Annotated in this window: 18 protein-coding genes; 2 read left to right on the plus strand and 16 right to left on the minus strand. The window is 41.6% G+C overall.

The features are described 5' to 3' along the window. Positions 1-302: 302 nt before the first annotated feature. The 15 genes from NZ848_RS20045 to rsmH form a co-directional block, all read right to left on the minus strand. Positions 303-479 carry a hypothetical protein gene (locus tag NZ848_RS20045; RefSeq protein ID WP_253532188.1) on the minus strand — a complete coding sequence of 59 codons (177 nt, stop codon included), beginning with the start codon at positions 477-479 and terminating at the stop codon, positions 303-305. Between the two features lie 134 nt (positions 480-613). Further along, positions 614-1,108: a GtrA family protein gene (locus NZ848_RS20050; protein WP_253532190.1), complete on the minus strand. Its 495-nt coding sequence runs from the start codon at positions 1,106-1,108 to the stop codon at positions 614-616. Positions 1,109-1,148: 40 nt separating this feature from the next. Further along, a complete protein-coding gene (locus tag NZ848_RS20055) occupies positions 1,149-2,543 on the minus strand; it encodes an NADH-quinone oxidoreductase subunit N (RefSeq protein ID WP_259017009.1) in 1,395 nt (464 codons plus the stop codon). A 62-nt stretch (positions 2,544-2,605) separates the two neighbouring features. Next, a complete protein-coding gene (locus tag NZ848_RS20060) occupies positions 2,606-4,054 on the minus strand; it encodes a complex I subunit 4 family protein (protein ID WP_259017010.1) in 1,449 nt (482 codons plus the stop codon). A 50-nt stretch (positions 4,055-4,104) separates the two neighbouring features. Next, on the minus strand, positions 4,105-6,048 hold the full coding sequence (gene nuoL, locus NZ848_RS20065; protein WP_253532204.1) for an NADH-quinone oxidoreductase subunit L: 1,944 nt from the start codon (positions 6,046-6,048) through the stop codon (positions 4,105-4,107). Between the two features lie 71 nt (positions 6,049-6,119). After that, positions 6,120-6,452, minus strand: a complete 333-nt coding sequence (gene nuoK / locus NZ848_RS20070) for an NADH-quinone oxidoreductase subunit NuoK (RefSeq protein ID WP_101728284.1) — start codon at positions 6,450-6,452, stop codon at positions 6,120-6,122. A 153-nt stretch (positions 6,453-6,605) separates the two neighbouring features. Next, a complete protein-coding gene (locus NZ848_RS20075) occupies positions 6,606-7,421 on the minus strand; it encodes a 3'-5' exonuclease (protein WP_259017011.1) in 816 nt (271 codons plus the stop codon). A gap of 217 nt (positions 7,422-7,638) precedes the next feature. Next, positions 7,639-8,583: a glycosyltransferase family 2 protein gene (locus tag NZ848_RS20080; protein WP_259017012.1), complete on the minus strand. Its 945-nt coding sequence runs from the start codon at positions 8,581-8,583 to the stop codon at positions 7,639-7,641. Positions 8,584-8,928: 345 nt separating this feature from the next. Beyond that, complete coding sequence (locus NZ848_RS20085) at positions 8,929-11,535, minus strand: carbohydrate-binding domain-containing protein (RefSeq protein ID WP_259017013.1); 2,607 nt, start codon at positions 11,533-11,535, stop codon at positions 8,929-8,931. A 204-nt stretch (positions 11,536-11,739) separates the two neighbouring features. Next, positions 11,740-13,065, minus strand: a complete 1,326-nt coding sequence (locus NZ848_RS20090) for an NAD(P)/FAD-dependent oxidoreductase (protein ID WP_253532214.1) — start codon at positions 13,063-13,065, stop codon at positions 11,740-11,742. 22 nt (positions 13,066-13,087) lie between these two features. Then, positions 13,088-14,899: a hypothetical protein gene (locus NZ848_RS20095; protein ID WP_259017014.1), complete on the minus strand. Its 1,812-nt coding sequence runs from the start codon at positions 14,897-14,899 to the stop codon at positions 13,088-13,090. Between the two features lie 35 nt (positions 14,900-14,934). Further along, on the minus strand, positions 14,935-15,852 hold the full coding sequence (locus NZ848_RS20100) for a glycosyltransferase (protein ID WP_259017015.1): 918 nt from the start codon (positions 15,850-15,852) through the stop codon (positions 14,935-14,937). A 59-nt stretch (positions 15,853-15,911) separates the two neighbouring features. Further along, the gene (locus NZ848_RS20105; RefSeq protein WP_259017016.1) at positions 15,912-16,751 is read right to left on the minus strand and encodes a glycosyltransferase family 2 protein; all 840 of its coding nucleotides are present in this window, start codon (positions 16,749-16,751) and stop codon (positions 15,912-15,914) included. Positions 16,752-16,757: 6 nt separating this feature from the next. Continuing rightward, entirely contained in the window at positions 16,758-17,741 is a 984-nt protein-coding gene (locus NZ848_RS20110; RefSeq protein WP_259017017.1) for a glycosyltransferase family 2 protein, read from the minus strand. 9 nt (positions 17,742-17,750) lie between these two features. Continuing rightward, positions 17,751-18,659: a 16S rRNA (cytosine(1402)-N(4))-methyltransferase RsmH gene (gene rsmH, locus NZ848_RS20115; RefSeq protein WP_253532223.1), complete on the minus strand. Its 909-nt coding sequence runs from the start codon at positions 18,657-18,659 to the stop codon at positions 17,751-17,753. 367 nt (positions 18,660-19,026) lie between these two features. Here rsmH and NZ848_RS20120 point away from each other — a divergent pair, with 367 nt between their 5' ends. Then, positions 19,027-20,229, plus strand: a complete 1,203-nt coding sequence (locus NZ848_RS20120) for a sensor histidine kinase (RefSeq protein ID WP_101728231.1) — start codon at positions 19,027-19,029, stop codon at positions 20,227-20,229. A 7-nt stretch (positions 20,230-20,236) separates the two neighbouring features. Here NZ848_RS20120 and NZ848_RS20125 read toward each other — a convergent pair whose 3' ends face one another. Further along, positions 20,237-21,451, minus strand: a complete 1,215-nt coding sequence (locus tag NZ848_RS20125; RefSeq protein ID WP_259017018.1) for an acyl-CoA dehydrogenase family protein — start codon at positions 21,449-21,451, stop codon at positions 20,237-20,239. Between the two features lie 167 nt (positions 21,452-21,618). Between NZ848_RS20125 and NZ848_RS20130 the strand changes: the two genes are divergently transcribed. Next, positions 21,619-23,013 carry a BamA/TamA family outer membrane protein gene (locus NZ848_RS20130; protein WP_259017019.1) on the plus strand — a complete coding sequence of 465 codons (1,395 nt, stop codon included), beginning with the start codon at positions 21,619-21,621 and terminating at the stop codon, positions 23,011-23,013. The last annotated feature ends 80 nt before the right edge of the window (positions 23,014-23,093 follow it).

A 23,093-nucleotide genomic window follows, 5' to 3' on the forward strand; every position in this document is an offset into this window, starting at 1 on the left:
AAAGATACGCTGGGTCACCCAAATAAAAAATACAACTAATCATAAATGCTTGCTAGTCAGTTAATTAAAAATATTTCCTGCAAAAATCCAAGCACTTTTTGAAAAACCGAGGAAAACAGGAGAGAGGAAGTTAATAGAGGCCTACCGTTGGAGCGATAATTTTTAAAATGTTCCTTCTTTGGCGTGCCATAAAAAAGGTATCAGGCTTCAACCCGATACCTTTTTTATTATTGGTGCTAAATAAAAAAGTCTTATTCGTTTAAATCGAATAAGACCTTCTTTTGAAACTATCTGATTAAGAATTATTTCTTAGTTGTATCAGCAGCAGCTGTAGTATCAGCAGCAGCTGTAGTATCAGGAGTAACGGCAGTTGCAGTTGTATCAACAGATGTTGAATCAGCAGTAGTTTCTGATTTAGAAGTACAAGCTGCTAGAGATGCCATACCGGCTACGAATAAAATTGCAAATACTTTTTTCATTTCTTTATGATGTTTAAGGTTTGAAACGCATTGCAAATTTAAGTTTATTTTAAGATATAAAGCAAGCGATTCTTAAATTTTTTTTAAAATCACCTTAAATGAGGCTTAAAAAAGCAATATTATCTTGATAAAGTTCAATTCTGGCGTTCGTTACGGGTTTTTATCCTGTTATAAATACCTGTACTTCTGAAAGTAAGAAACTTATGGCCAAAGTAATTGGCAAGAAAACTGACTCCCATACCAATTACATGAGAGCTCTTTTCACGAACAAGTAACGACTGTTCAGCAAAATACCGGTTGGCCAGATGATCAAATGCCAGAGATGAAACGCCCACCTGTATACCCCAGGCTAATAGAGCAATGGTTAAAAATTTTACCGATTCGCGCCGCGTATTGCCTGACTCCCTGGCAGAAAATGCAAAAACTTTTGCCGGAATAAAACTTACCACAGTGGCTGTCAGATAACCAGCCGAAACACTGAAATTAAAGGCCGGTTTATCGGCAAAGCCCAAATGAAGGAAAAGATATTTATAAGGGATCTGTGTAATAAAATTTGTACCGGCGCCTAAGATAGCTGTTAAGAAAAAAGACACGAAAACCCGTAATTCTTTATTCTTTAGTTTTTTCAATATTTTAAGCAAGACATTAATATTTATAGCAATATTTCAATCACATAAGGCTTCTTAGTAAATCAGGGAAGAGGCCCAGTAATAATGTACCAAATGCCGCAGCGCCCAGAATAATCTTATGAAAGGCCGTCAGGTTAATACTTTCACCTTCTCCCTCCTTCATGTAAGCGGCAATAATGGGTTTGAAATAGTAATAGATACCAACTGCCGACATCAGAATAGCCACTACAAGCAACCAGATTTTGCCTCTGAAGGCAGCATCTGCAAAAACATAGAACTTGCCCCAGAAACCAGCCGTAAGCGGAATACCCGCCAGTGAAAGCATAGAAATGGTAAGTATAAAGGCCAGGAAAGGGCTTCTTTTACCCAGGCCATTCAATACAGATATACTCTCATCAGGGCGGCCGTTAACCAGTTTTTCTTTTGATACAGCCATTAATACGCCAAAGGCGCTAATAGTGGCTAACGAATAAGCCAATGAATAGAATACTATTGAATCGTCTGATTTATTGCTTAAGCCGATTACCGCTAAAAGCATGTATCCGGCATGCGAAATACTCGAGAAAGCAAGCATACGTTTGAAGCTGCTTTGCGAAACCGCAGTAATGTTTCCGATAACAAGGCTAAGTACGGTCATGATAACAACCATTACCCACCAGAAGCCATACAGTGGAGAGAACGAAGCATCTAAAATACGATATATAGTTGCAAAGCCCGCCGTCTTTACAATCGTAGACATAAAGGTTGTAAAAATAGTAGGGGCGCCTTCATACACATCAGGAGTCCAGAAGTGAAACGGTGCCGCCGATACCTTAAACAATAAACCTATCAGTAAGAATGTAACACCTATGTAAAGATATACCGGGCCACCATTCATTTGTGCCTGTTGTGCTACTGCTCTGGTTACATCAATATTAAACGAATAGTTGGCGCCATAAAGCATGGCAATACCAAATAGCATGATACCCGTAGCAAACGACCCCATCAAAAAATACTTAAGGGCCGCCTCGTTTCCTCTCAGATTCCGCTTGTCGCTTCCTGTCAATACATACATAGATACCGAAAGAATCTCAACTCCGATAAAAAGCATGATAAGATTCTGGAAACCTGTCATCATGATGGCACCCACAAGCGAAAACTGAAGGATAGCAAAATACTCTGCAGGTTGTGCATGGTCTTCATCAATAAATCCCTTCGACAACGCCATAATCAGAAAAGCAGAAACCAGGAGTATTGCCGTAAAGAGTATCGACAGGTTATTTACCTGAAGCATATTGTTGAAATACAGACCCGGCTTATTCCACTCATAAAAATTGGCAATAAAGGCAATTGTTATAAATAAAAGAGAAGCAGGAAGTAGCACCTTCTTCGATTTAAGAAAACCTAAGAAAAGGGTAATAATTCCGGAAATAGAAAGTACGAGTATAGGATACATAAGGTCTATTTATCATTATCAGTTCAGGAGCAGTATAAAAACAGCCATGTATGAACTATGAATTAAGGATGAATCAGTTGTAATAAACTATTTACCGCAGGCTCAGTAATTTTCAGAAATACATTTGGGAAAACACCCATCAGTAGTACAACGGCTGCTATTGGCAACAGCACAGCAATTTCTGAGCCTTTCACATCGCTGAATTTAGCCGTTACCTCGTTGCTTGGGCCAAACATAGAACGTTGCATCAGGCGCAGCATGTAAACTGCTCCAAAAATAATGGTCAAGCCCGCAACGCCGCCTAACCAGGCATTTTTATCAAACACGCCTTTCAGCAATAAAAACTCACCTACAAATCCGTTGGTAAGGGGCAGCGCCACACTACCCAGCATAATAATCATAAAATAGATACTCAATGCGGGGGTCTGCTGTGTTATGCCACCTAATGCCTGCAGGTCTCTGGTTTGTGTGCGGTCGTAAATGATTTTCACAATAAAAAACAAACCAACTGCATTAATGCCATGCGCTACCATTTGCAGCAGGGCACCTTGTATTCCGCTCAAAGTGCCAGATAAAACACCGGCAGCCATTAAGCCCATGTGTGCAAATGACGAATAAGCAATAAGACGTTTAATATTATTTTGCTGTATGGCAATAATTGAGCCGTATATAAGACCAATTACAGACAGTACCATGGCAATTGTACCGAAGTTGGATACGCCTACCGGCGAAAGTGGCAGCAGAATACGAATAAGACCATAAACCCCCATTTTTGAAAGTAGCCCAGACAACAGCATGGTAGCCGGAGTAGGAGACTCACTGTAAGCATCCGGTTGCCAGGAATGAAAAGGTAACACCGGCATTTTAATGGCAAAAGCTATAAAGAAAGCCCAGAAAAGCAGATTCTGATTAGCCGGCGATATAAACTTGGCTGCGTTGTAAAGTTCCTGAATATTGGCTGTTGAGGCGTTAATGTACAGATACACAATGGCTACCAGCATAAACAAGCTGCCAAACATGGTATATACAAACATTTTGAAAGTGATTTTGGGTGCATTGATACCACCCCACAAAGCAGCCAGAAAATAAACCGGTATAAGGGCTATTTCGTAAAAGAAATAGAAAACAAATATATCTTTAGCCATAAAAACTCCCATCAAAGCCGCTTCAGTCAATAGAATAAGCGAGTAAAAAGAGAATGGTTTGTTATAGCTGTTTTTGAACGTAGAAACAATAATTAAAGGCACTAAGAAGCCGGTAAGGGCAATCATTAAAAGGCTGATGCCATCAATACCCAAATGGAAATTGATTCTCAGGTCTTTAATCCAGGCATATTTTACTTCTATAATGGTCTGAGAGTCAAACGAAAGAAAAGTGTAAGCAGCTAAGGCAAACTCTGCAAGGGCTGTTATCAAGGCCACATTTTTTGATACTCCAGCATTACTACCTCTTAACAAAAACAGAATAAGACTGCCGATAAGGGGAATTAGTATAAGGATTAGTGCTAACATCCGTAATGAGTTTTAATTTTTAAGTCGTAATGTTTGGTTGAAATAATGGGTTATTTTATTCCAACAATTGCTTTAATTGTTTCCAGAACCTGAAAGCCCAGATTGATACCGATAATAACCGCGATGCCGATAACCATGGCAAACAAATAGAAGCCTGTACCACCGGCCTGTAATTTACGGGCCGCATTGCTGAACGAGTTCACAAAACCACCTACGCCGTTTACGATACCGTCGAATCCTTTCGGCTCGAAAACACCTGAAAACAGATTAGACAATCCTTTTACCGGATTCACGAATACAGCCTGGTAAATTTCGTCAATATAATACTTGTTATAGATAACTTTCTGAATGCCTGTAATTTCGCTGTCTTCAACCGGTACATTTTTGCTGTTGCCAAATCGGGTATAGGCCACAAATATTGAAATAACTGCTGCAGCTACAGAAATACCCATTAAAATCCACTCTGTTGAATGGTCTACCGGATGGCCTCCAAATTCAGGATTAACCGCTTTTGACCCTTCATAAATCGGGTTCAGGAAGTCGGCAAGCGCATGAGGGAAATGGAATATTTCAGGCATACCTATAAAACCACCTACTACTGATAAAGCAGCCAGAACCATCAATGGAATGGTCATGCTCGCAGGCGATTCGTGCAAATGATGCTCTTGCTCATGCGTGCCTCTGAACGACCCCGTAAAAGTAAGGAAGAACAGACGGAACATATAAAAGGCTGTCATCATTGAGCCAGCCACAGCCAGCACCCACATAATTTTGCTATGCTCGTAAACATGGGCAAGGATTTCATCTTTTGAGAAGAAACCTGCAAAAGGCGGAATACCTGAGATGGCAATGGTACCAATCAGGAAGGTGATAGCAGTAATTTTAATTTTGCTCCACAAACCACCCATCCGGCGGATGTCCTGCTCACCACCCATGGCATGAATCACACTACCTGCGCCAAGGAATAACAATGCTTTGAAAAACGCGTGCGTAACCACATGGAAGAAACCAGACGTATAGGCTGATACCCCTAATGCCATAAACATATAGCCTAACTGGCTAACGGTTGAATACGCCAATACCTTTTTGATGTCGTTCTGGAAGATACCGATGGTAGCTGCAAGCACAGCAGTTGCCACGCCAATCCAGGCAACAAATTCAAGTGTGGCAGGTGATAGCGTGTATAAAATATTTGAGCGTACAATCATGTAAATACCTGACGTAACCATGGTAGCGGCGTGAATCAGGGCCGAAACCGGAGTAGGGCCTGCCATGGCATCAGGTAACCAGGTATACAACGGAATCTGCGCCGATTTACCCATGGCACCTATAAACAAAAAGCCGGTAATGGCAATAATAGCGCCATTGCCAACACTTAAGCCCTTGGCTTTGTCAAAAACCTCTGCATACTCAACTGTACCGAAGTTAATGATAATAAGGAAAATACCAATCAGAAAGCCCAGGTCACCGATGCGGTTCATGATAAAGGCTTTTCTTGCGGCATTGCCGTATTCGGTATTTTTGTTCCAGAAACCAATAAGCAGGTAAGAACACAACCCGACGCCTTCCCAACCAATAAACATTACGATGTAGTTGGAACCCATCACCAATAAAAGCATTGAGAAAAGGAACAGGTTAAGGAATGACATAAATTTGCCATATCCTTCATCGTCATGCATATAGCCCATTGAATACAGGTGTATGAGCGTACCCACACCGGTAATAACAAAGAGCATCAGAATGGAAAGCTGGTCTATCTGAAAAGCGAAGTTAATCTGTAACGTGCCGACGGTAATCCAGTCGAAGACATTGACAATGATAGGCTGATTGGTTTCTGCAAATTGGTTGTAGGCTATTATAGTACCAATAAATGATAGTAATGAAGCCCCAACACCTATGGGTCCGGCTATGCTTTTTGAGATTTTACGAAAACCAAGACCGTTGATTAAAAAACCAATGAGTGGAAATAAAGGTATTAGAGTAATGATTGACATATATTAATAGCCTCAGCCTCAAAGGCATGAATAAGGTTTAAAAACTATTATATCTAAATTCTGAAGGGCAATTACCACTTCAGTTTATCCAACAAACCAACATCAATAGAGCGGATATTTCTATAGATCATCACAATAATTGCCAGCCCAACGGCTACTTCAGCCGCGGCTACTGCCATAATAAAGAATACAAAAACCTGCCCTGAGGGGTCTGCTCTGTATGACGAAAACGTAATCAATAAAAGATTAACCGCATTGAGCATCAGCTCAATAGACATAAATATGATGATTGCATTGCGGCGTATCAATACACCCACTACGCCAATGATGAATAAAATACTTGCCAATAAGACATAATTGAGCAATGGGACGGTCTGGATAATGTCTGGTATTTTATTTTGCATCTGCAGATTTGTGATTGTTTTTCCGAAAATTTTTTCGCAAAAATAATGAACAATTATCAATAAACAATTATCAACCTGAATTTTAACGGCTGGCTGATGTCATATAAATTGCTGTTGAATATAGAAGAAAAACGGTGTTTATAACCGCAAAAACTATTTTTCTATCATCATTTTCAGCTTTATTTCGGTTAATTTTCTTTTGGTGTCAAGCGGGAAATCTCCGTTTATCATCCAATCGTAATACTGAGGCTCATTTTTCAATACCAGTTTTACCGGTTTGCCATTGTGTTTGCCAAAATTAAACAGTACTTCGCCTTTGCTGTTCAGGGTCATCCGTTGTGCAAAGTCTACAATATTGGCTGATGTCAACTGGTGCAGGGCGTCCATGTCGTTTTTAACAGGCTCGTATTCTTCACCTTTGTCGTTTTTCAGTTTTACACCATCATATTTTTCAACCTGCGAGCACAGTACCTCAAGCGTAGCCAGTGTGTCAACCTCTGCACTATGGGCGCCTTCAAGGGTTTTGTTGCAATAGAATCTATAGGCTGCCGATAACGTTCGGGGTTCCATTAAATGAAAAATCCTCTGCGCATCAATCAACTTGCGGTTTTTAATGTCAAAATCTACATCAATACGTAGAAACTCCTCAACCAGCATGGGTACATCAAAACGGTTGCTGTTAAAACCGGCCAGGTCGCATCCTTCAATAAACTGAGCCAGCGATCTCCCGATTTGCTTAAAAGTGGGGGCATCTTTTACGTCTTCATCATAAATTCCATGAATCAGGCTTGTTTCAATCGGAATCGGAATACCCGGATTAATCAGTTTTGTCTTTACCTCAACGGTTCCGTCAAGCTTGGCTTTGGCAATACACAATTCCACAATTCTGTCTTTGGTAATATTCACTCCTGTTGTTTCGAGGTCAATTACGGCAAGAGGTTTTCGGAGTTTAAGTGTATGAGTAAGCATTATTTATTATTTAAATCAGAGGCACAAAGTTAGAAAATAATCAAAAGGATTGGCCAAAACAGCATTAAATTATATTGTTGTATCTGTATCACTAATTGGTAATCCGCGCCGGGTTCTTCTATGCGCACCAACTGTTTTATGGCAGTGGCCGCCGCCCCAAACAAAAAATGCCACCTCCTGGCAGAGCATGGCACAATATTATTTCTGGTTATAAACGTTATTTATTTTCGATTACCTCATCAATTACAAAGAAAGGGCGCTTTTTTACTTCAATGTAAATTCTACCTATGTATTCTCCAAGAATACCCAGTATAATCAGAATCACACCACTCAGAAAGTACATACCTACCGCCAGCGAAGCCGTACCCGGTGTTTCTTCAGGGGCATGCCCGAACACCTTAAAGCCTATTAAACGGTGTAATATAAAGAATGTGCCCAGAAAAAACGAAGGGATAGAGATTAGAAAGCCCATGTAAGTAGCCAACCGAAGCGGGAAACTCGAAAACCCGAACAGGCCGTCAAGGGCCAGTTGGATAAGCTTCTTGAAAGTATATTTTACTTCTCCTGCTGCCCTTTCTGCTCTTTCATAAGTAACACCCACTTGTTTAAAGCCCGCGTAGGCGCGCATACCTCTCACAAATCGGATCTGTTCCGGCATTTCTTCTACCAGCACATTTACTACTTTTCTGTCCATTACACAAAAATCTCCTGAGTCTAACGGAATCTCAATGTCTGATATCCAGGCCAGAATTCTGTAAAATGCCGAGTAAGCTACTTTCTTAAAGAATCCTTCTTTTCGCTTTGTTCTTACAGCATATACAACCTCATAGCCTTCACGCCATTTATTTAAAAAACGGTTGAGTTCTTCCGGGGGGTCCTGCAAATCGCCATCCATTATCACAATGGCATCACCCTTAGCAACTTTTATACCGGCAGAAATGGCAGGTTGATGCCCGAAATTGCGCGAAAGTTTTACCACCTTAACGCGCGGGTCTTTTGCGGCCATCACCCGCATCATGGTTAAAGATTGATCTCTTGAGCCGTCATCTACCAATACAATTTCGTAATCCTCACTCCACGACGGAGCGGCAGAGGTTAGTCGATTATAAAGATTTTGCAGGTTTTCTTCTTCGTTAAAAATCGGAATGACAATAGAAATCATTATAACAGGGGCTTAGTGCAATCTTTAAATCGCAAAGATAGATTATTTAAAATACAAAAGGGCAAAGAAGAAAAATATAGACATAAAAAAGTCCTGCGTGTGGGGCAGGACTTTAGCTTTTTCAGCGCGTATGATGTAAAAACGACCGGTGTTCATAAAAAGTTTCGTGTTTGAAAAATTATTGTATTATTTTTCAAAAATGTTTTCGCCATTAATTTGGCCGCGTTTGAATGCGCTAAAAATGCCAGAAACAAGCATTTCAGAAAATTGCCTGTTGCTACTCTGGTAATAAAAAAATTGGGGCTGCCAATTACCTGACAACCCCGGCAAAAAGATTTAACCTGATTAGAAAGTAATCGTATTTACCGTGCTGGATGCCGATGTGTTGGTAGTACTTTTCAAAGTGGCACCCGAAGTAGAGTAGGTACCTCCGGTATATAAACCCCATCCTGACGAATTGCCTGTAAAACTGCCTCCCGTATAGCTTCCGCCGAAGTAAATTTTATACTGCGTATTTTTTAATAAACCAGGTGAAGAAAAGTGGAAATAATAAGTGGCATTTTTAGGTTTGAAAGTAACCAGTTCTGTGCCGGATGCGTTTTCAATATGCAGCAATGAAGAAGTGGCCAGTTGGGTGCTCGATTTGATAAACATACCTACCTGGGTTGAGGCTGCCCCCATCGCCTTCGACATATTTGAACTTGAACCTGCCGCAATCAGTGTGCCTCCGTTTACAAGAAATGTGCCGTTTACATCTATGGCTTCTTCGGGTTGGTTGGTAGGGCCGTTTACAATGGTTATACCGCCTTTAATGGTAATGTTGCCATTGCTATCTATGGCATCGCTTCCTGACACTATCAATACACCATTGTTAATGAACAGATTGCTTCCATCATTAGATTCTGTTCCGCCAGAAACCGTTCCTTTCGTAACATTAATACCATCGTTTGACGCAGATACATTGGTTATGCCTCCATCAAAAGTAATGGTTGGCGCTTCAATTCCCTCTGTCGATTTGGTGATATTAATAGTACCGTTGCTCACCGTAACACTGGTTTCTGATTTAATGCCATCATCGGTGGCAGCAATATTCAATTCGCCATTTGTGATTATGAAACTGCCATCGCTCTTAAAGCCTTTGGCTTCACTGGTTTGCGAACTGCTATAAGTGTATTTGCTTCCTGTGGCCGAAATAGCAGTGGCACCTCCGCTAATAGTGGCAGTACCGTCCACAGTTATGCCTTTGCCACCGGTACCGGTGTTGGTAATAGTAAGATTACCACCTTTAATAGCCAGGTTTTTATCACAATTGATACCGGCAGAAGCAGCAATGTCAGCATCGTCAGTTACATAATAAGCTGCGCCTGATACGGTTATTTTTACTGTACCTGCCGAAAGCGTGAAGTCGCCATCAGTTTTAATACCTTTGGCGCCTTTTCCGCTTACGGTAAGGGTAACAGCATCTGCTGTACCGATTGAGGTGTAACTGGCGCTTTTGATGGCGTTGCCTTTGTCACCGGTGGTAGTTACTTTTACAGTTCCGCCTTTAATTGAAACATAGGGTGTTATGCCTGCGTCTGTTCCGTCATACTGCGCGCTGATGCCATCGTCTACACTATTAACAGTTACCGAGCCACCATTAATAGACACGTACCCTTCTTCTGCCACAATACCATCACTTGTAGCGTTTACGTTAAGGGTTCCGTTATCAATCATAAAGTAATCATTGGCATGTATCCCATCTTTTACTGCCGATTTTACAATGATATTAGATTCTTTAACATAGATATAATCGTCTGAAACTATGCCGTGCTTGTAGTTTCCGGTTATATTGAGTGTACCAGTACCCATAAAACCCAGTTGCCCTTCGCTGAAGAATGTTCCTTTCTGGTCTTCACTGCTGCTGGTATAAGTAGTGCCGTCTGCCAGAGCGTTAGTGGTTCCGCTCAGTATATTAATTGTTGCCTTTTTGCCAGACTGTATATTTATAGCAGGGCCACTGCTGTTGGTCAGGTTCAGACCTTTCATGGTAATATTGAACTGATAATCGCTGTAAATCTTGAAACTACCTTTTGTAGCCGTACCCGATAACAGATATACAATTTCTTTGGTCGTGTTTTTAGAGGTAACGGTTACATCGGCACCATTTACGGCTACACTAACGCCATCGTTGATGAATGCGTTGTTTACCGCTGCACTGGTCCCTGAATAAGCTATCACCACTGTATCTTTGGCTGGGTTCGCTATACCTGCTGTGCCGGCTGCTATGACTAAAGTAAGGGTAGTGGTTTGCCCGCCAAAGCTAATATTAAAAATGGCGGTTCCGGCTGAAGTTGGCGTACCTGAAATGGTATAGGTCAGGTTGCCTGAGCCATTAGCCAATGTTCCGGCTGTTAATGTGGCAGTTAGTCCTTCGACTCCGGTTGAAGAAACCGTTGAAGCATCATAATAACCACCGTTACCGCCAGTATAGGCCAATGTGGTTGTGCCAGAATAGGCAGTTTCGCTTGTTCCAGCAGCCAGTGCAGTTGAACTGGTCAGACTGGCAATACTGGCCTGAGAAACCGCTACAGATAATGAAAGCGTACAACTTTGCCCGCCTAATTCAATCGGAAAGCTAGCCGTTCCCGCAGTGGCGGGTGTTCCGGTGATCATAAAGCTGGCAGTTCCACTTCCGGTAGCTAAAGTACCTGCCGATAACGTGGCGGTTAATCCGGTTACACCAGTTGAGGCAACGGAGGTTCCTGATGAATACTCAGCTGCATTTCCGCCTGAATAAGGAACATTGGCAGTAGCCGTAAAAGATACCCCACTGGTTGCGTTTGCCGAGAATGTTGCTTTTGAACAATCGAGTGCTGAAATGCTCGCGGTTTTTGTGAGTTCGTCAGTTTTACATGATTGAAATAGTGATAAAACTGTTAAAAATAACAATTGAACTATGGGTTTATTCATATTGGTGGTTGTTTTAGAAAAGGAACATTGTGTATTGTGGTTATAGACGAACAAAAACTGAAAAGAGTGGTATAGGAAAGACAAACTTTATGGGCATACCATAAAATTGAAGTGCGCCCAAATTGGATTGTAAAAACAAACAATAAAAAAAGAGACCGCCGGTTTATGGCAGTCTCCTGAATACTTATCTTATTTGTCTAATTCTTAAAAACCTATCTGGCCTGAAAGAGACGCTCCGTAAGGTACAAAATCGGCATTTATGCCCATTACTTTACAGGCTTCGGCCGCAACTCTGATAGAGTTGTTGGTACTTCTTTCGTCAGGGTAAATATGAGCCATATTGGCTATGTAAAGATTTTTGGTTGGGGTCTCGCAAGCCGGTACTTTTTCAGAGAAATTCAAATCGCATACAGTTGCAGCTGTATTGGTTTTGAAGATGTACACATTTTTTATCCAGTCTTCTGAGAACTCCGGATTAATGCGTTTCAAAGGCGGAATCATCAGGTCTTTGATTTCTTCATTACTCATTTTCGCCAGGTCTTCACTCATGGCAAAGTAGCGGGATAAATACAGAATATGTGAGCCATTGTATTGTTCTTTCGGTATAAAATTGGTGTGCTCAATTACCCCACCAAACGGAAAACCCTGGTCGGCCACGTTCATCCAGTAAATATGGCTGAACGATTTCTTCATTTCCAGAATTGTACACACAGCACCGAAATACTCAATGCCGTTGGCACCAAGCGGTGAGTTTTTAATTTTATCGAAATAAATAGAAGGTATAGTCAGCAGGAATTTATCTCCTTCAATGTTCAGATTTTTGGTTTTTATACTTTTTATTTCGTTATTTTCAATCTTAAATTCTTCAACGGGTTCATTTTTGATGAGTTCCACGCCCATTTCATCCAATCTTTTCAGAAGCGTTTCTATCAGGGTTTTCCAACTTCCCTGAATATAGCCCAGGCGCTCGTCTCCCGATTTCCTTGAACCCAGTCTTTGAGCCATCCGGCCAATCATCCACGACAACGGTACCTGCCCTGCATAAGGCCCGAATTTGATATTGAGCATGGGTTTCCAGAGGGCATCTGTTATATCTCGCCCTGCCCATTTATAAAACCATTCCAGGGTAGGGGTGCCTTCATTCTCGCGCCACTTGGCCAGTTTACCCAAAAAAATACTGGTTAATCCAAAACGGATTTTGCCTAAAAAACCTACGGGTTTAAACTTCAGTAAATCAACTGGTGAATTAAAATCATATATTTTTCCATTTCTGAAAACCCCCATAGTGGTTTTTTTATAGAAAGCTTTATCAGCAATACCCAGATCTTGCAACAACCAGCGTAATTCGGCATCCTGCGTAAAGAAATGGTGGTAGTAATACTCCAATTGGTTGCCGCCAATCTCAAAAGTATTGAGTAGCCCGCCAAATTTATCGCTGCCTTCAATTACGGTTACCTTAATGCCCTGTTTGGCTGCAACGTATGCAGCCGCCAGACCGGTCATGCCACCACCTATGATGTTTAATTTCATATCAGCTTTTAATATCTTTATTTTATTGAATCTTGATTGCTTGTTCTTTTATAACTTTAAACCTGCTGTTTTCCAGCTTGCCTATCTTCATACTGTAGGATCCAACCGGCAGGTCTGGTTTGGCCACTACGGCTTCAATATGGCTATTATAGAAATTACCCGAACTTAAAAAGGTTGTAAATTTATTGGCCGGCGCCTCCAGAGTAAATGCCAGACGGGTTTTATCGTTCGTAAAAATGGCATAATAACCATCATATCTGGTACAGGCAGGAACGGCCGTGTTTTCCATTTCTATCTGAATAGAGTTCGAATCGTCGGTAATTTTCACGGTTTCTGCTCTGGTGTTAGGTATCTGGTTTATATAAAGGGCTTTGTTTAGGCTGTCAATTTCTGCCGGCGGAGTATAGTTCTTAAAATGCACCCTGCTGATCCAGAGTATGTCGTTTACATATTTCATTATGCCCGGCACAAAACCTGCATAGTTGAAAGGTGGAATGGGCAGGCGTTGATATTGATTAATTGGCGCGTGGTCGTCAGGGTTCCGGGAGTTCTCAAAGGCATAGTAGTAATAACGGCCGTTGTTTTTCCAGTTCAGAATGGTAGTTCCAAAGAAACGCCTGTGTTTTTCAACCTCGTCCAGGCTTTCGTAATAAGAAAAAAGACTGAATAAAATGGCTGCAAGTATCGAAATCCGGAGGTACTTTTTCCACTGTGCAACAGCCACTACATTGAAAAAGCTCAGGTAAACAATGGCAAACAAAATAATGGAAACAGTTTTATAACGGCTGGCAAAGGCTTGTTCTAAACCCTGGCTGGCTCTTGATACCGAAAAGGCCGCTCCGCTTAAACCAACAAAAATAAAGGCAGCCAGCAAATAAAGATTGAATTTTGGGTGTGCCAGCAGTCGGGTATAAAGTCTGTAAAACCAATTGCTGTTGTCTTTCTTTGCTTTTGGCAGAAAGTGATAATACAAAAAAGTAAATAGCTGCACAGCCAGCCAGCCAACTAAAACCACCCCCGCCGAAATAGCCACCACATGTTTAAGTGTTACGTTATAGAACTGAACGGTGCTATCAATAGGAGAGCCGAAAAAGGCAAAGAAATCGCCGATGATAATATGCGGAAACTGTGTGATGTTCACCTTTACATCCGGCCGTATGCCCGGTTTCTCAAAATCATGAAAATAAAGCCAGAAACTGAATGCCAGAAATACAAAATACTGTATTTTCTCGCCTCGCGAGCGGGTGTATAGTAAAATGGGTATGGCCGCCAGAAACGCAAACATACCATTGCCATTGGTAAACATGGCTATAAAAAACAGTACAATGCTTAAATAAAAAGCCCATTTCTGTTTATTGAACAAAAGCAGACTAAAACCCCATAAACCAAAAATAATAACTACATTGGGCTGCAGTGAGGTAATTGCCCAGAAGATGTTTTCAATAGGTTGGGTGTTGAAAATAATGAACAGAATAGGTATTAAATAGGCTACTCCAAGATTTATTTCGCGAAGCAACCGATAAAAAACAAAGGGAAGAATGAGCAAATGGGCCACGCCCATCAGCATTAAAATCTTATAGTTAACTTCGCCAAACAACTGGTAGCATAATAATGTGCTGAGCCTTACATAGATTATGCGGTGCTCGCACATCTGCGAAAAAAGCAGTGTCATCTTTTCGCCAAAGGTGCTTTGCTGCATCCAGCTGGCCAGAAAACCCTCTATGCCGTGCCAGTCGTCGTTCCAACCTATGTTAAACGCATTTTTGAACGCAAAAGCATAAAATGCTACAATAGGAACCAACACCAGAATATAAATACCTAACTTTTTTTTCATAAAAGAACACGCTAAAAGGTTGGGTAGCTCTCAAACTAAACTTTCTCGACAGACCCCACGTAATCCTGAAAATGCACTGCAGGAAGAAAATTGAAATTTACACGATATGACAGTACCGTAAAAACCAGAATCAGTGAACTTAGAAAGGCCTGCATCAATATACCTAAAAACAGCAATACGCCCCACATCGGGATGTAAACACTATAGGCAAAAACAATAATAATGCTTGCAATGGCCACCATAATAAGTAATGAAATGGCTATCATTAGCCGAACCGAAACGGTGTCAATATAAACAGCAATGGCGCTCAGGCCATGTATAACCAATGAGGTATAGTTCATCTTTGACTTGCCCGTGTATCTCTCTCCTCTTTCAAGCCCAACCGATTTGTACGTTAGCCTTGACCGGATAATGCCACCGGGGTAGTGGTTCCAGATGTCTGATACGTGTGTAACCTTGTTGAGCAGTTTAAGCGGAATAACTGAAAAATTACCAAAGTTGATTACCTTACCGGTTAAAAGAATAAAAATGTATTTATATATTTTGTAGAAAATCTTGAAGAAGAAACTCTCGTTACGTTTGGTGCGGCGGGCAAAAACAATTTCTTTTCCGTTGCTTTTTATGGCTTCTGCAAGTAACAAAAGTAAATGCTCGGGTTGGTCTTCACCGTCTACATCCATTACCACCACAAAGTCGCTGTCATAATTTACATTCAGGTAAGACAGCCCAATGGCTATTGCTTTCTGGTGGCCAAGGTTTTTGTTCAGGTGCAGAATTTCAAGGGGGTGTCCTTTCAGTTTGTCTATGTTTACTTCCAGACTTGAGCAGTCGTCTACTACTAGTATCTGGTAGTTGCTGTATTCGGTGTTAGCCAATACCAAACGTATTTGTTCAGCGAGTTGATACAGGCAGTCCCAGTCATTAAAAAGTGGTGTAACAATAGTTATTTTCATAAAAAAGCATCTTCTGTTTTTGGACTTTACCCCCGCTCAGGAACCAGTAACTCACAAAATTAGGAAAAATTACGCTCGTGTGCTTGAATTTGTTCGTCGTATCTCCTGTTTGTTTCGGCAATGGTGGCATCGTATCTGTAATCCAGCCATTCGTTCACATCGGCAAACATTTGTTTTCTGTTTTTCAGAAACCCTACATTTGTGGCCGACTGTACATTGCTTAGCCCGCCTCTGTGTTTACGGTACACCCCCATCGGCTTTGGTATATAATGAATGTCGCCCTGCGCGGCCAGTTGTATCACCAATGCCCAGTCGCCCGCGGCGGCACGGCTGTGCCATGCTGCAAAATCATGGTCGCGGAAATGGTTTCTGTAAAAGGTGCTGGCAGTAGCAATAAACCATCGGTCTTCCAGAATATCCTGAATGGTTGAGTGCATCTTCTGGTCTGAAGTATTGAAAAAATGCCCCGGCGAATGGTCTTCATATATCACCTGCATATTATGGTGGCAAATCATATAGCTTTTATTGGCCTCCATAAAATCAAACTGCTTTTGCAGCTTCAGGGGGTCAGTCCAGTAGTCATCTCCCTCGCACAAGGCCACATAATCGCCTTTGCAGGCTTTTATAATACCTAATACATTATTGCGCCCTGCAAACTCTTTAGGTTCTGTTGGCCCCTGGTTTTCCTGATGAAGAAAAGCATTGAATAGCTGTGGGTGCTGCGCTATGTATTCTCTGATAATGGTCTGATTATTATCGGTTGAGGCATCATCACCTATTACAATTTCATAGCTAAAATCAGTTTTTTGCATCAGAATACCATCTAATGTCTGCCTTATAAACGATTCATGGTTATAAGTAGGAACACAAACACTTACTTTGGGTCTGGTAGATTCCATGCCGTTTTAAAAGTTTTTTTTGAGTCGATGTGGCAATAAAGCAAAAAAACTATAGGTACTTACAAGCCATACAGGTAGTATATAATCGCGGATTATTTCCTTTTTAGTTGCATAAGACGGTTTTGCTAAACGCAGGTATTGAATAGCCGCAAAAACCTTTTTGAAGTAGGTGTTTGCATACTGACTGCTGTCTAAAAGCATACGGTAATAACGGGCAATATTCTTGTTGAGCGTGGTATGAAACCGGCGGTTTAGCTCTTCATCTATACCGCGGTACATTCCAATACGGTTTTCCAGAAATTCGGCATCGGCATAGCCGTCAGTGAAGCTCATGCCGCTGTGGCGGTTTTTTCGGTAGACTGACATCACCTTGTTTATGTACCTGAACTTGCCTCCGTTTTTACCCAACAGGATATACCGCGGGATGTCGCCGCTTTTTGATTCATGAAACCATTTCGGATAATTGGTAATTACTCCATGACGAAACAAAATGGCCGAAGTGGCTATAAACCAGACTTCGTCTTCACCAATAAAATCTTCAATGGTAACTATCTCTTTCTGGTCTGGAGGATTCACGAACTGATTCGGATGAGAATCATCATCAAAAATGATTTCGGCATTATGAAAACAGGCCACATAATCAGGGTTGGTGTCCAGAAAATAAACCATCTCTTGCAGCTTGTTGTTGTCTGTCCAGTAGTCATCGCCATCCATTGGTGCAATGTATTGTCCTTTTGCTACTTCAAGGGCCACCAAAGTATTATTTTTACCAAAGCCACCCAGGTTTTTTTCATGCAGCAGCGGTACAATTATGTTGGGGTATTTCTGATGATATTCTTTTATAATAGCGGCCGTGTTATCTGGCGACGCATCGTCACCCACTATTACTTCAAAACTAAAGTTCACCTTCTGGCTAAGAATAGAATCTAAGGTTTTACGAATAAACGGCTCATGTTTATAAGTTAAAACCACTACGCTTACTTTTATCATCTCATGCTTCTATTTAAGGCATTCAGCAATGCGCAACTTAGCGCTTCTTGCTCGTGGATTTCTCTCTATTTCTTCCGCTCCTGCTTCAATGGCTTTTCTTGTTACGGCTTCCAGAGGTTTTATGTCGTTACCGAAGAAATCTTTCTCAACTTCACCACTAAACTTACCGCTTCTGATGAAGTTCTTCACCAGCCGGTCTTCCAGCGAATGGTAAGACATCACCACCAATCGCCCACCGGGTTCCAATACTTCGGGCGTTTGTTGAAGAAACTCTTCCAGCACTGCCATTTCCTGATTCACCTCAATTCGCAATGCCTGAAAAACCTGTGCAAAATACTTGTTTTCTTTACCGCGCGGAGTAAATTTATTGAGTATGCCCTTTAAATCATTTATGGTTTCAATGCTTTTATTCAGGCGGGCTGTATAAATGGCCTGAGCGGCGGTGCGGGCGTTTTGGATTTCTCCGTACATGCCCAGTATTTTATGTAATTGATCAACCGAATACTCGTTTACAATGTTTTTGGCCGTGATATCAGCTTTTTGGTTCATTCGCATATCCAGCTCGGCATCAAACCGGGTTGAGAAGCCACGTTCGGGGGTATCAATCTGATGCGAAGAAATACCGAGGTCCGCCAGAATACCATCTACTTTTTTTGCACCAAACAAACGCAGGTATTGCCTGATATTCCTGAAATTAGCATCAATAAAGGTGAAGTTTTTAGAATCTATCAATTTCGATTCTGCTTTGGCATCGGCGTCCTGGTCAAAAGCATACAATTTACCGGTGGTGAGTTTTTCCAGAATTGCCCTTGAATGGCCGCCTCCACCAAATGTTACATCTACATAAACACCATCAGGCTTGATATTCAGGCCGTCGAGGCATTCTTTTAACATAACAGGAACATGGTAGGCAGACATAAATTGCGGTTTAGTGAACCTGTTTGAACTTTTAATTCAGTGCCGAAAATGAGATATTTTTGCTCAGATAAAGTAATTTTTGAGTTCGTAGCATCGCTACGGACGAAACAAATTACTGAAATATGAGTCTAAAAATAGCCATTTGCAGACTAAAGAAATAAGTTTAAACAGGTTTCGAATCAATAATAATTGCAAAAATAGTGAAAAAACAAAATACTTCTGCCCCGTGCAAAGTATATCTGTCTGTAATGTGAGTTGGGCCAAACTAAAAATGGTGCTGTTATCGTTAAAGTTTTATGCGTTAATTAGCAGATTATCTGAAAAATACGCAGTTTTATCATAAAAACCAGTCAAACTTATTTAGTAAATGGCACGCAGAGAGGTATTTGTAAATATATATGAGCAGGTAACGGGTTGGAGATTCGTACTGATTTTTCTTTTACTGATAATAGGTGCAGCCGTATTGTATTATTTTAACCAGCTGGGGCAGCAGGTTGAAGACCGTGAAAAGAAGTATGCGTCTCTCTACGCAGCTGGTATAGGCTTTACCATTCAGGAGAACGGAAAAGATTGCCAGTATACCTACGTACAGGAAATGCTCGAAGCCAATGAAACTGTGCCTATGATAATAGTTCTGAACGGTGTGCCGTCTGAGTATTCGCAGAATATACCCGAGCTGGAAGACAAGAAAAAGAAATGGACAGCAGAGGATAAAATGGATTTTAAGTATAAAATGGTAGCTGCTATGGGGCAGGAGCATCCGCCTATACAGTTTGTGGTAGGCAGAGACATTGGCTATGTATATTACAGCAACTCGGTAGTGGTAAAACAATTACGATACTTTCCATACATATTGCTGGCTACGTTTCTGGTCTTTGGTTCAATGGCTTATATTGCTTACAGTTCGTCTCGTAAGGCAGAACAAAACCGTGTCTGGGTTGGGTTGGCTAAAGAAACAGCGCATCAGCTGGGTACGCCGATTTCGGCCTTGATGGCATGGGTTGAGGTATTGCGGTCGAATCCTGATTTTGATACGTCTATTGGCGATGAAATGGAGAAAGACGTAAAACGTTTGGAGACTATCACCACTCGTTTTTCAAACATCGGGTCTGTGCCGCAAATGAGTCAGGAAACATTGCCCGAAATGGTTGAGCAGTCGTTGAAATATCTTGAAAGAAGAATTTCTACCAAGGTAAAAGTTCATTTTGAAAGCCGCATACCTGCCGAAACCAGAGTGGAAGTAAACAGGCATTTATTTGAATGGGTAATAGAAAACCTCTGCAAAAATGCAGTTGATGCCATGAGCGGCAAAGGAGAATTATTTGTAAGCCTTATGCCCTTAACAAAAAGCAGGATAGCCATTGATGTCCGCGATACAGGTAAGGGTATTACCCCGGCCAATCTGCGTAAAATATTTAAGCCGGGGTTCAGTACCAAAAAAAGAGGCTGGGGGCTTGGCTTAACACTTGCCAAGCGTATTATTGAAAACTACCATGATGGTAAACTTTTTGTGAAAGAAACGCAAACGGATAAAGGCACTACTTTCAGAATTGTGCTGCATGAGGCCTAGCTTCAAGTTATTTTTTTCTTACATCAAGCCCATAGCCTTTCAGAATACCGCGGGCAAGTGCGGCTTTGTGCACCTCATCCGCACCGTCATAAATACGGGCAGCCCTTTCGTGCGAGTACCAGTGTGCCAGCAGTATGTCGTTGGTCATGCCCAACGCTCCGTGCGTCTGTATTGCTCTGTCAATTACCCTCAGCATCATGTTGGCCGTAAAGAATTTTATCATAGATATCTCATCGCGTACGGCTGCGGCACCCTGCTCGTCTATATTTTTGGCGGTTCTTAAAACCAGCAGTCGGGCGGCATCAATCTCAGCACGGCTTTCGGCAATAAAGCCCTGAATAAACTGTTTTTCGCCCAAAACAACCCCTTCTTCCATTTCTCTTGAAACGGCGTATTGGCACATCAGCTCAAAACTTCTTTCGGCTATGCCAATAAAACGCATACAGTGGTGTATTCTTCCGGGTCCTAGTCTTTCCTGTGCCAGTAAGAAACCGCTACCCTCTGCTCCAATAAGGTTGGCCTGTGGCACACGCACGTTTTCATACGTAACTTCGGCATGGCTTGCCCAGCTGTCGCCGGCATGGCCCATAATCGGTATGTTTCTTACAAGGGTAAAGCCCGGGGCATCGGTAGGTACCAGTATCTGGCTGGCTCTTTTGTGCGGCGCAGCATCCGGACTCGTTACCGCCATTACAATAGCAAAAGCGGCGCCATCAGCCGAAGACGTAAACCATTTGTGCCCGTTAATTACATAATCGTTTCCGTCTTTTACGGCAGTGGTTCCCATGCGGGTAGGGTTAGAGCCTGCAAATTCGGGCTCTGTCATAGAAAAACAACTTCTGATAGCCCCGTCCATCAGGGGTTTCAGGTATTGGTCTTTCAGATGTGCCGGGGCATATTTGTGCATCAGCTCTGTATTGCCAATATCGGGTGCCTGAGTGTTAAACACAAAATGGCCAAAGGGCGTCATGGCCAGTATTTCGCTAATCTGTCCAAATTCGCAAAGGCTTAACTCAAGTCCCCCGTCAGCTTTAGGCAAATGCAAGCCCCATAGCCCCGCCTTTTTTACAAGTTCCCGCTTTTGTTGAAGAACAGGCTCTATGTATGAGAAATTATGCGTCAGATTTTCAGTGGTTTCCAGCGGATATAATTCATTGACAACAAATTCTTTAATTCTGGGTAATAGTTTGCTTATTTTATCGGTAATGAAAAGGCGCTCCATACAATATGGTTTTTTAGGTTGAATGCGTAAATATGGTAATAATTTAGTTTTCCTGTATTGATTTCTGAAATTTTAAGATTATTCGTAGAAAATACCTTAATTTTGGATTTTAGAATTTAATTCCGCCTTTCTGTTCTGAAACAAAATTTCCTATCTGCCTGCATTGAATGAGTAAATTCAGCCTTTTTTTTCTGTTTGGTTTGCTGACACATTTCGGCTGTCTCGGCTTTGCGCAAGACTCCGTTTATGTAAGGCAGATATTAATTAAGGGCAATACACGCACCAAAGCCAAAATTATTATGCGCGAGGTGGCTGTAAGAGAAGGAGACAGTCTTAACAAAGCAACGCTGACAGATGTGCTTGAAACCGACCGCCGGAAGATTGTTAACACGAATCTGTTTATTACAGTTAATATTGCCGTTGCCGAAGTAAGCAGCACAGTAATTGATGTTGAGATTGAAGTAAAAGAGAGGCTCTATTTTGTGGCGTATCCGGTTTTTTATCTGGCCGACCGCAACTTTAACGAATGGTGGTATGAACGTCGCCGCGATTTAAGCCGAACCATTTTTGGCGTTTACAGCAGGCACTCGAACCTGACGGGCAATAATGACCAACTGAAACTAAGGGCCGAATTTGGATTTGTGCCTAATTTTGAAGTGGCGTACTCAACGCCTTATCTGGACAAAGAACTTACCAAACGTATTTCGCTGGGAGCCTTGTATGTCATGAACAAAACAATGGCCTACCGCACCTGGCAAGATAAGCTGCAGTTTTTTCAGAGCGAAGCCCGGCAGCGTGAGCGGCTGTATCTGTATTCTGTTTTCAGCCAGAGAAAAGGCTTTTATCAGAACCAGCAATTAGAGTTGAGTTATACGCAGGTTCAGATTGGAGATACCATAGCAGAGCTTAACCCTGATTATTTTCTTCATGCCAGGCAAAAACAGAATTACTTTCTGGCTAGTTATGCTTATATTTATGATAAACGCGACAACCGCCAATATGCGCTCGACGGGTACCTGATAAGTTTTTCGGCAGCCAAATATGGTTTGTTGCCTACCGATAACGTTAATCTGTTTAGTCTTGCGGCTGCTTACACGCAGTATTTACCTCTAGGTAAGAAATTTTATGCCAATTACAGCCTGAGAGGGCGGATGTCTTTCCCTCAGAAACAACCGTTTTTACAAACACTGGGGCTGGGCTACCGAAATGACCTTGTGCAGGGCTACGAGCTGTACGTAATTGACGGCCAGCAATATGGTCTTCTGAAAACTAACTTGAAGTACAACCTGTTTAACCGTACCTTTGACCTGAAACGATACCTTAAGATAAAGCAATTTAATACTTTTCCACTCGCGGCATACTTAAATTCATTTATCGACGTTGGGTACGTTAGAAACCGTTATTCAGCGCTCAATAATAGCCGATTAGCCAATAAACTGATAACCGGAGCAGGCATTGGCCTTGATGTTGTAACGTTTTATAACGTGGTGGGGCGGGTAAATTATTCATTAAATGGTTTAGGAGAGAGAAGAGTGTTTTTTGCAGTAACCAGAGATTTTTAAATACGGAACAATAAATATTGTTATAATTCAAACAAATCCATGAAAGTCTACATTTTTGTATTAATTTTGTTCATCCTTGC

The organism is Emticicia fluvialis (assembly GCF_024793945.1).
Lineage (GTDB): Bacteria > Bacteroidota > Bacteroidia > Cytophagales > Spirosomataceae > Emticicia > Emticicia fluvialis.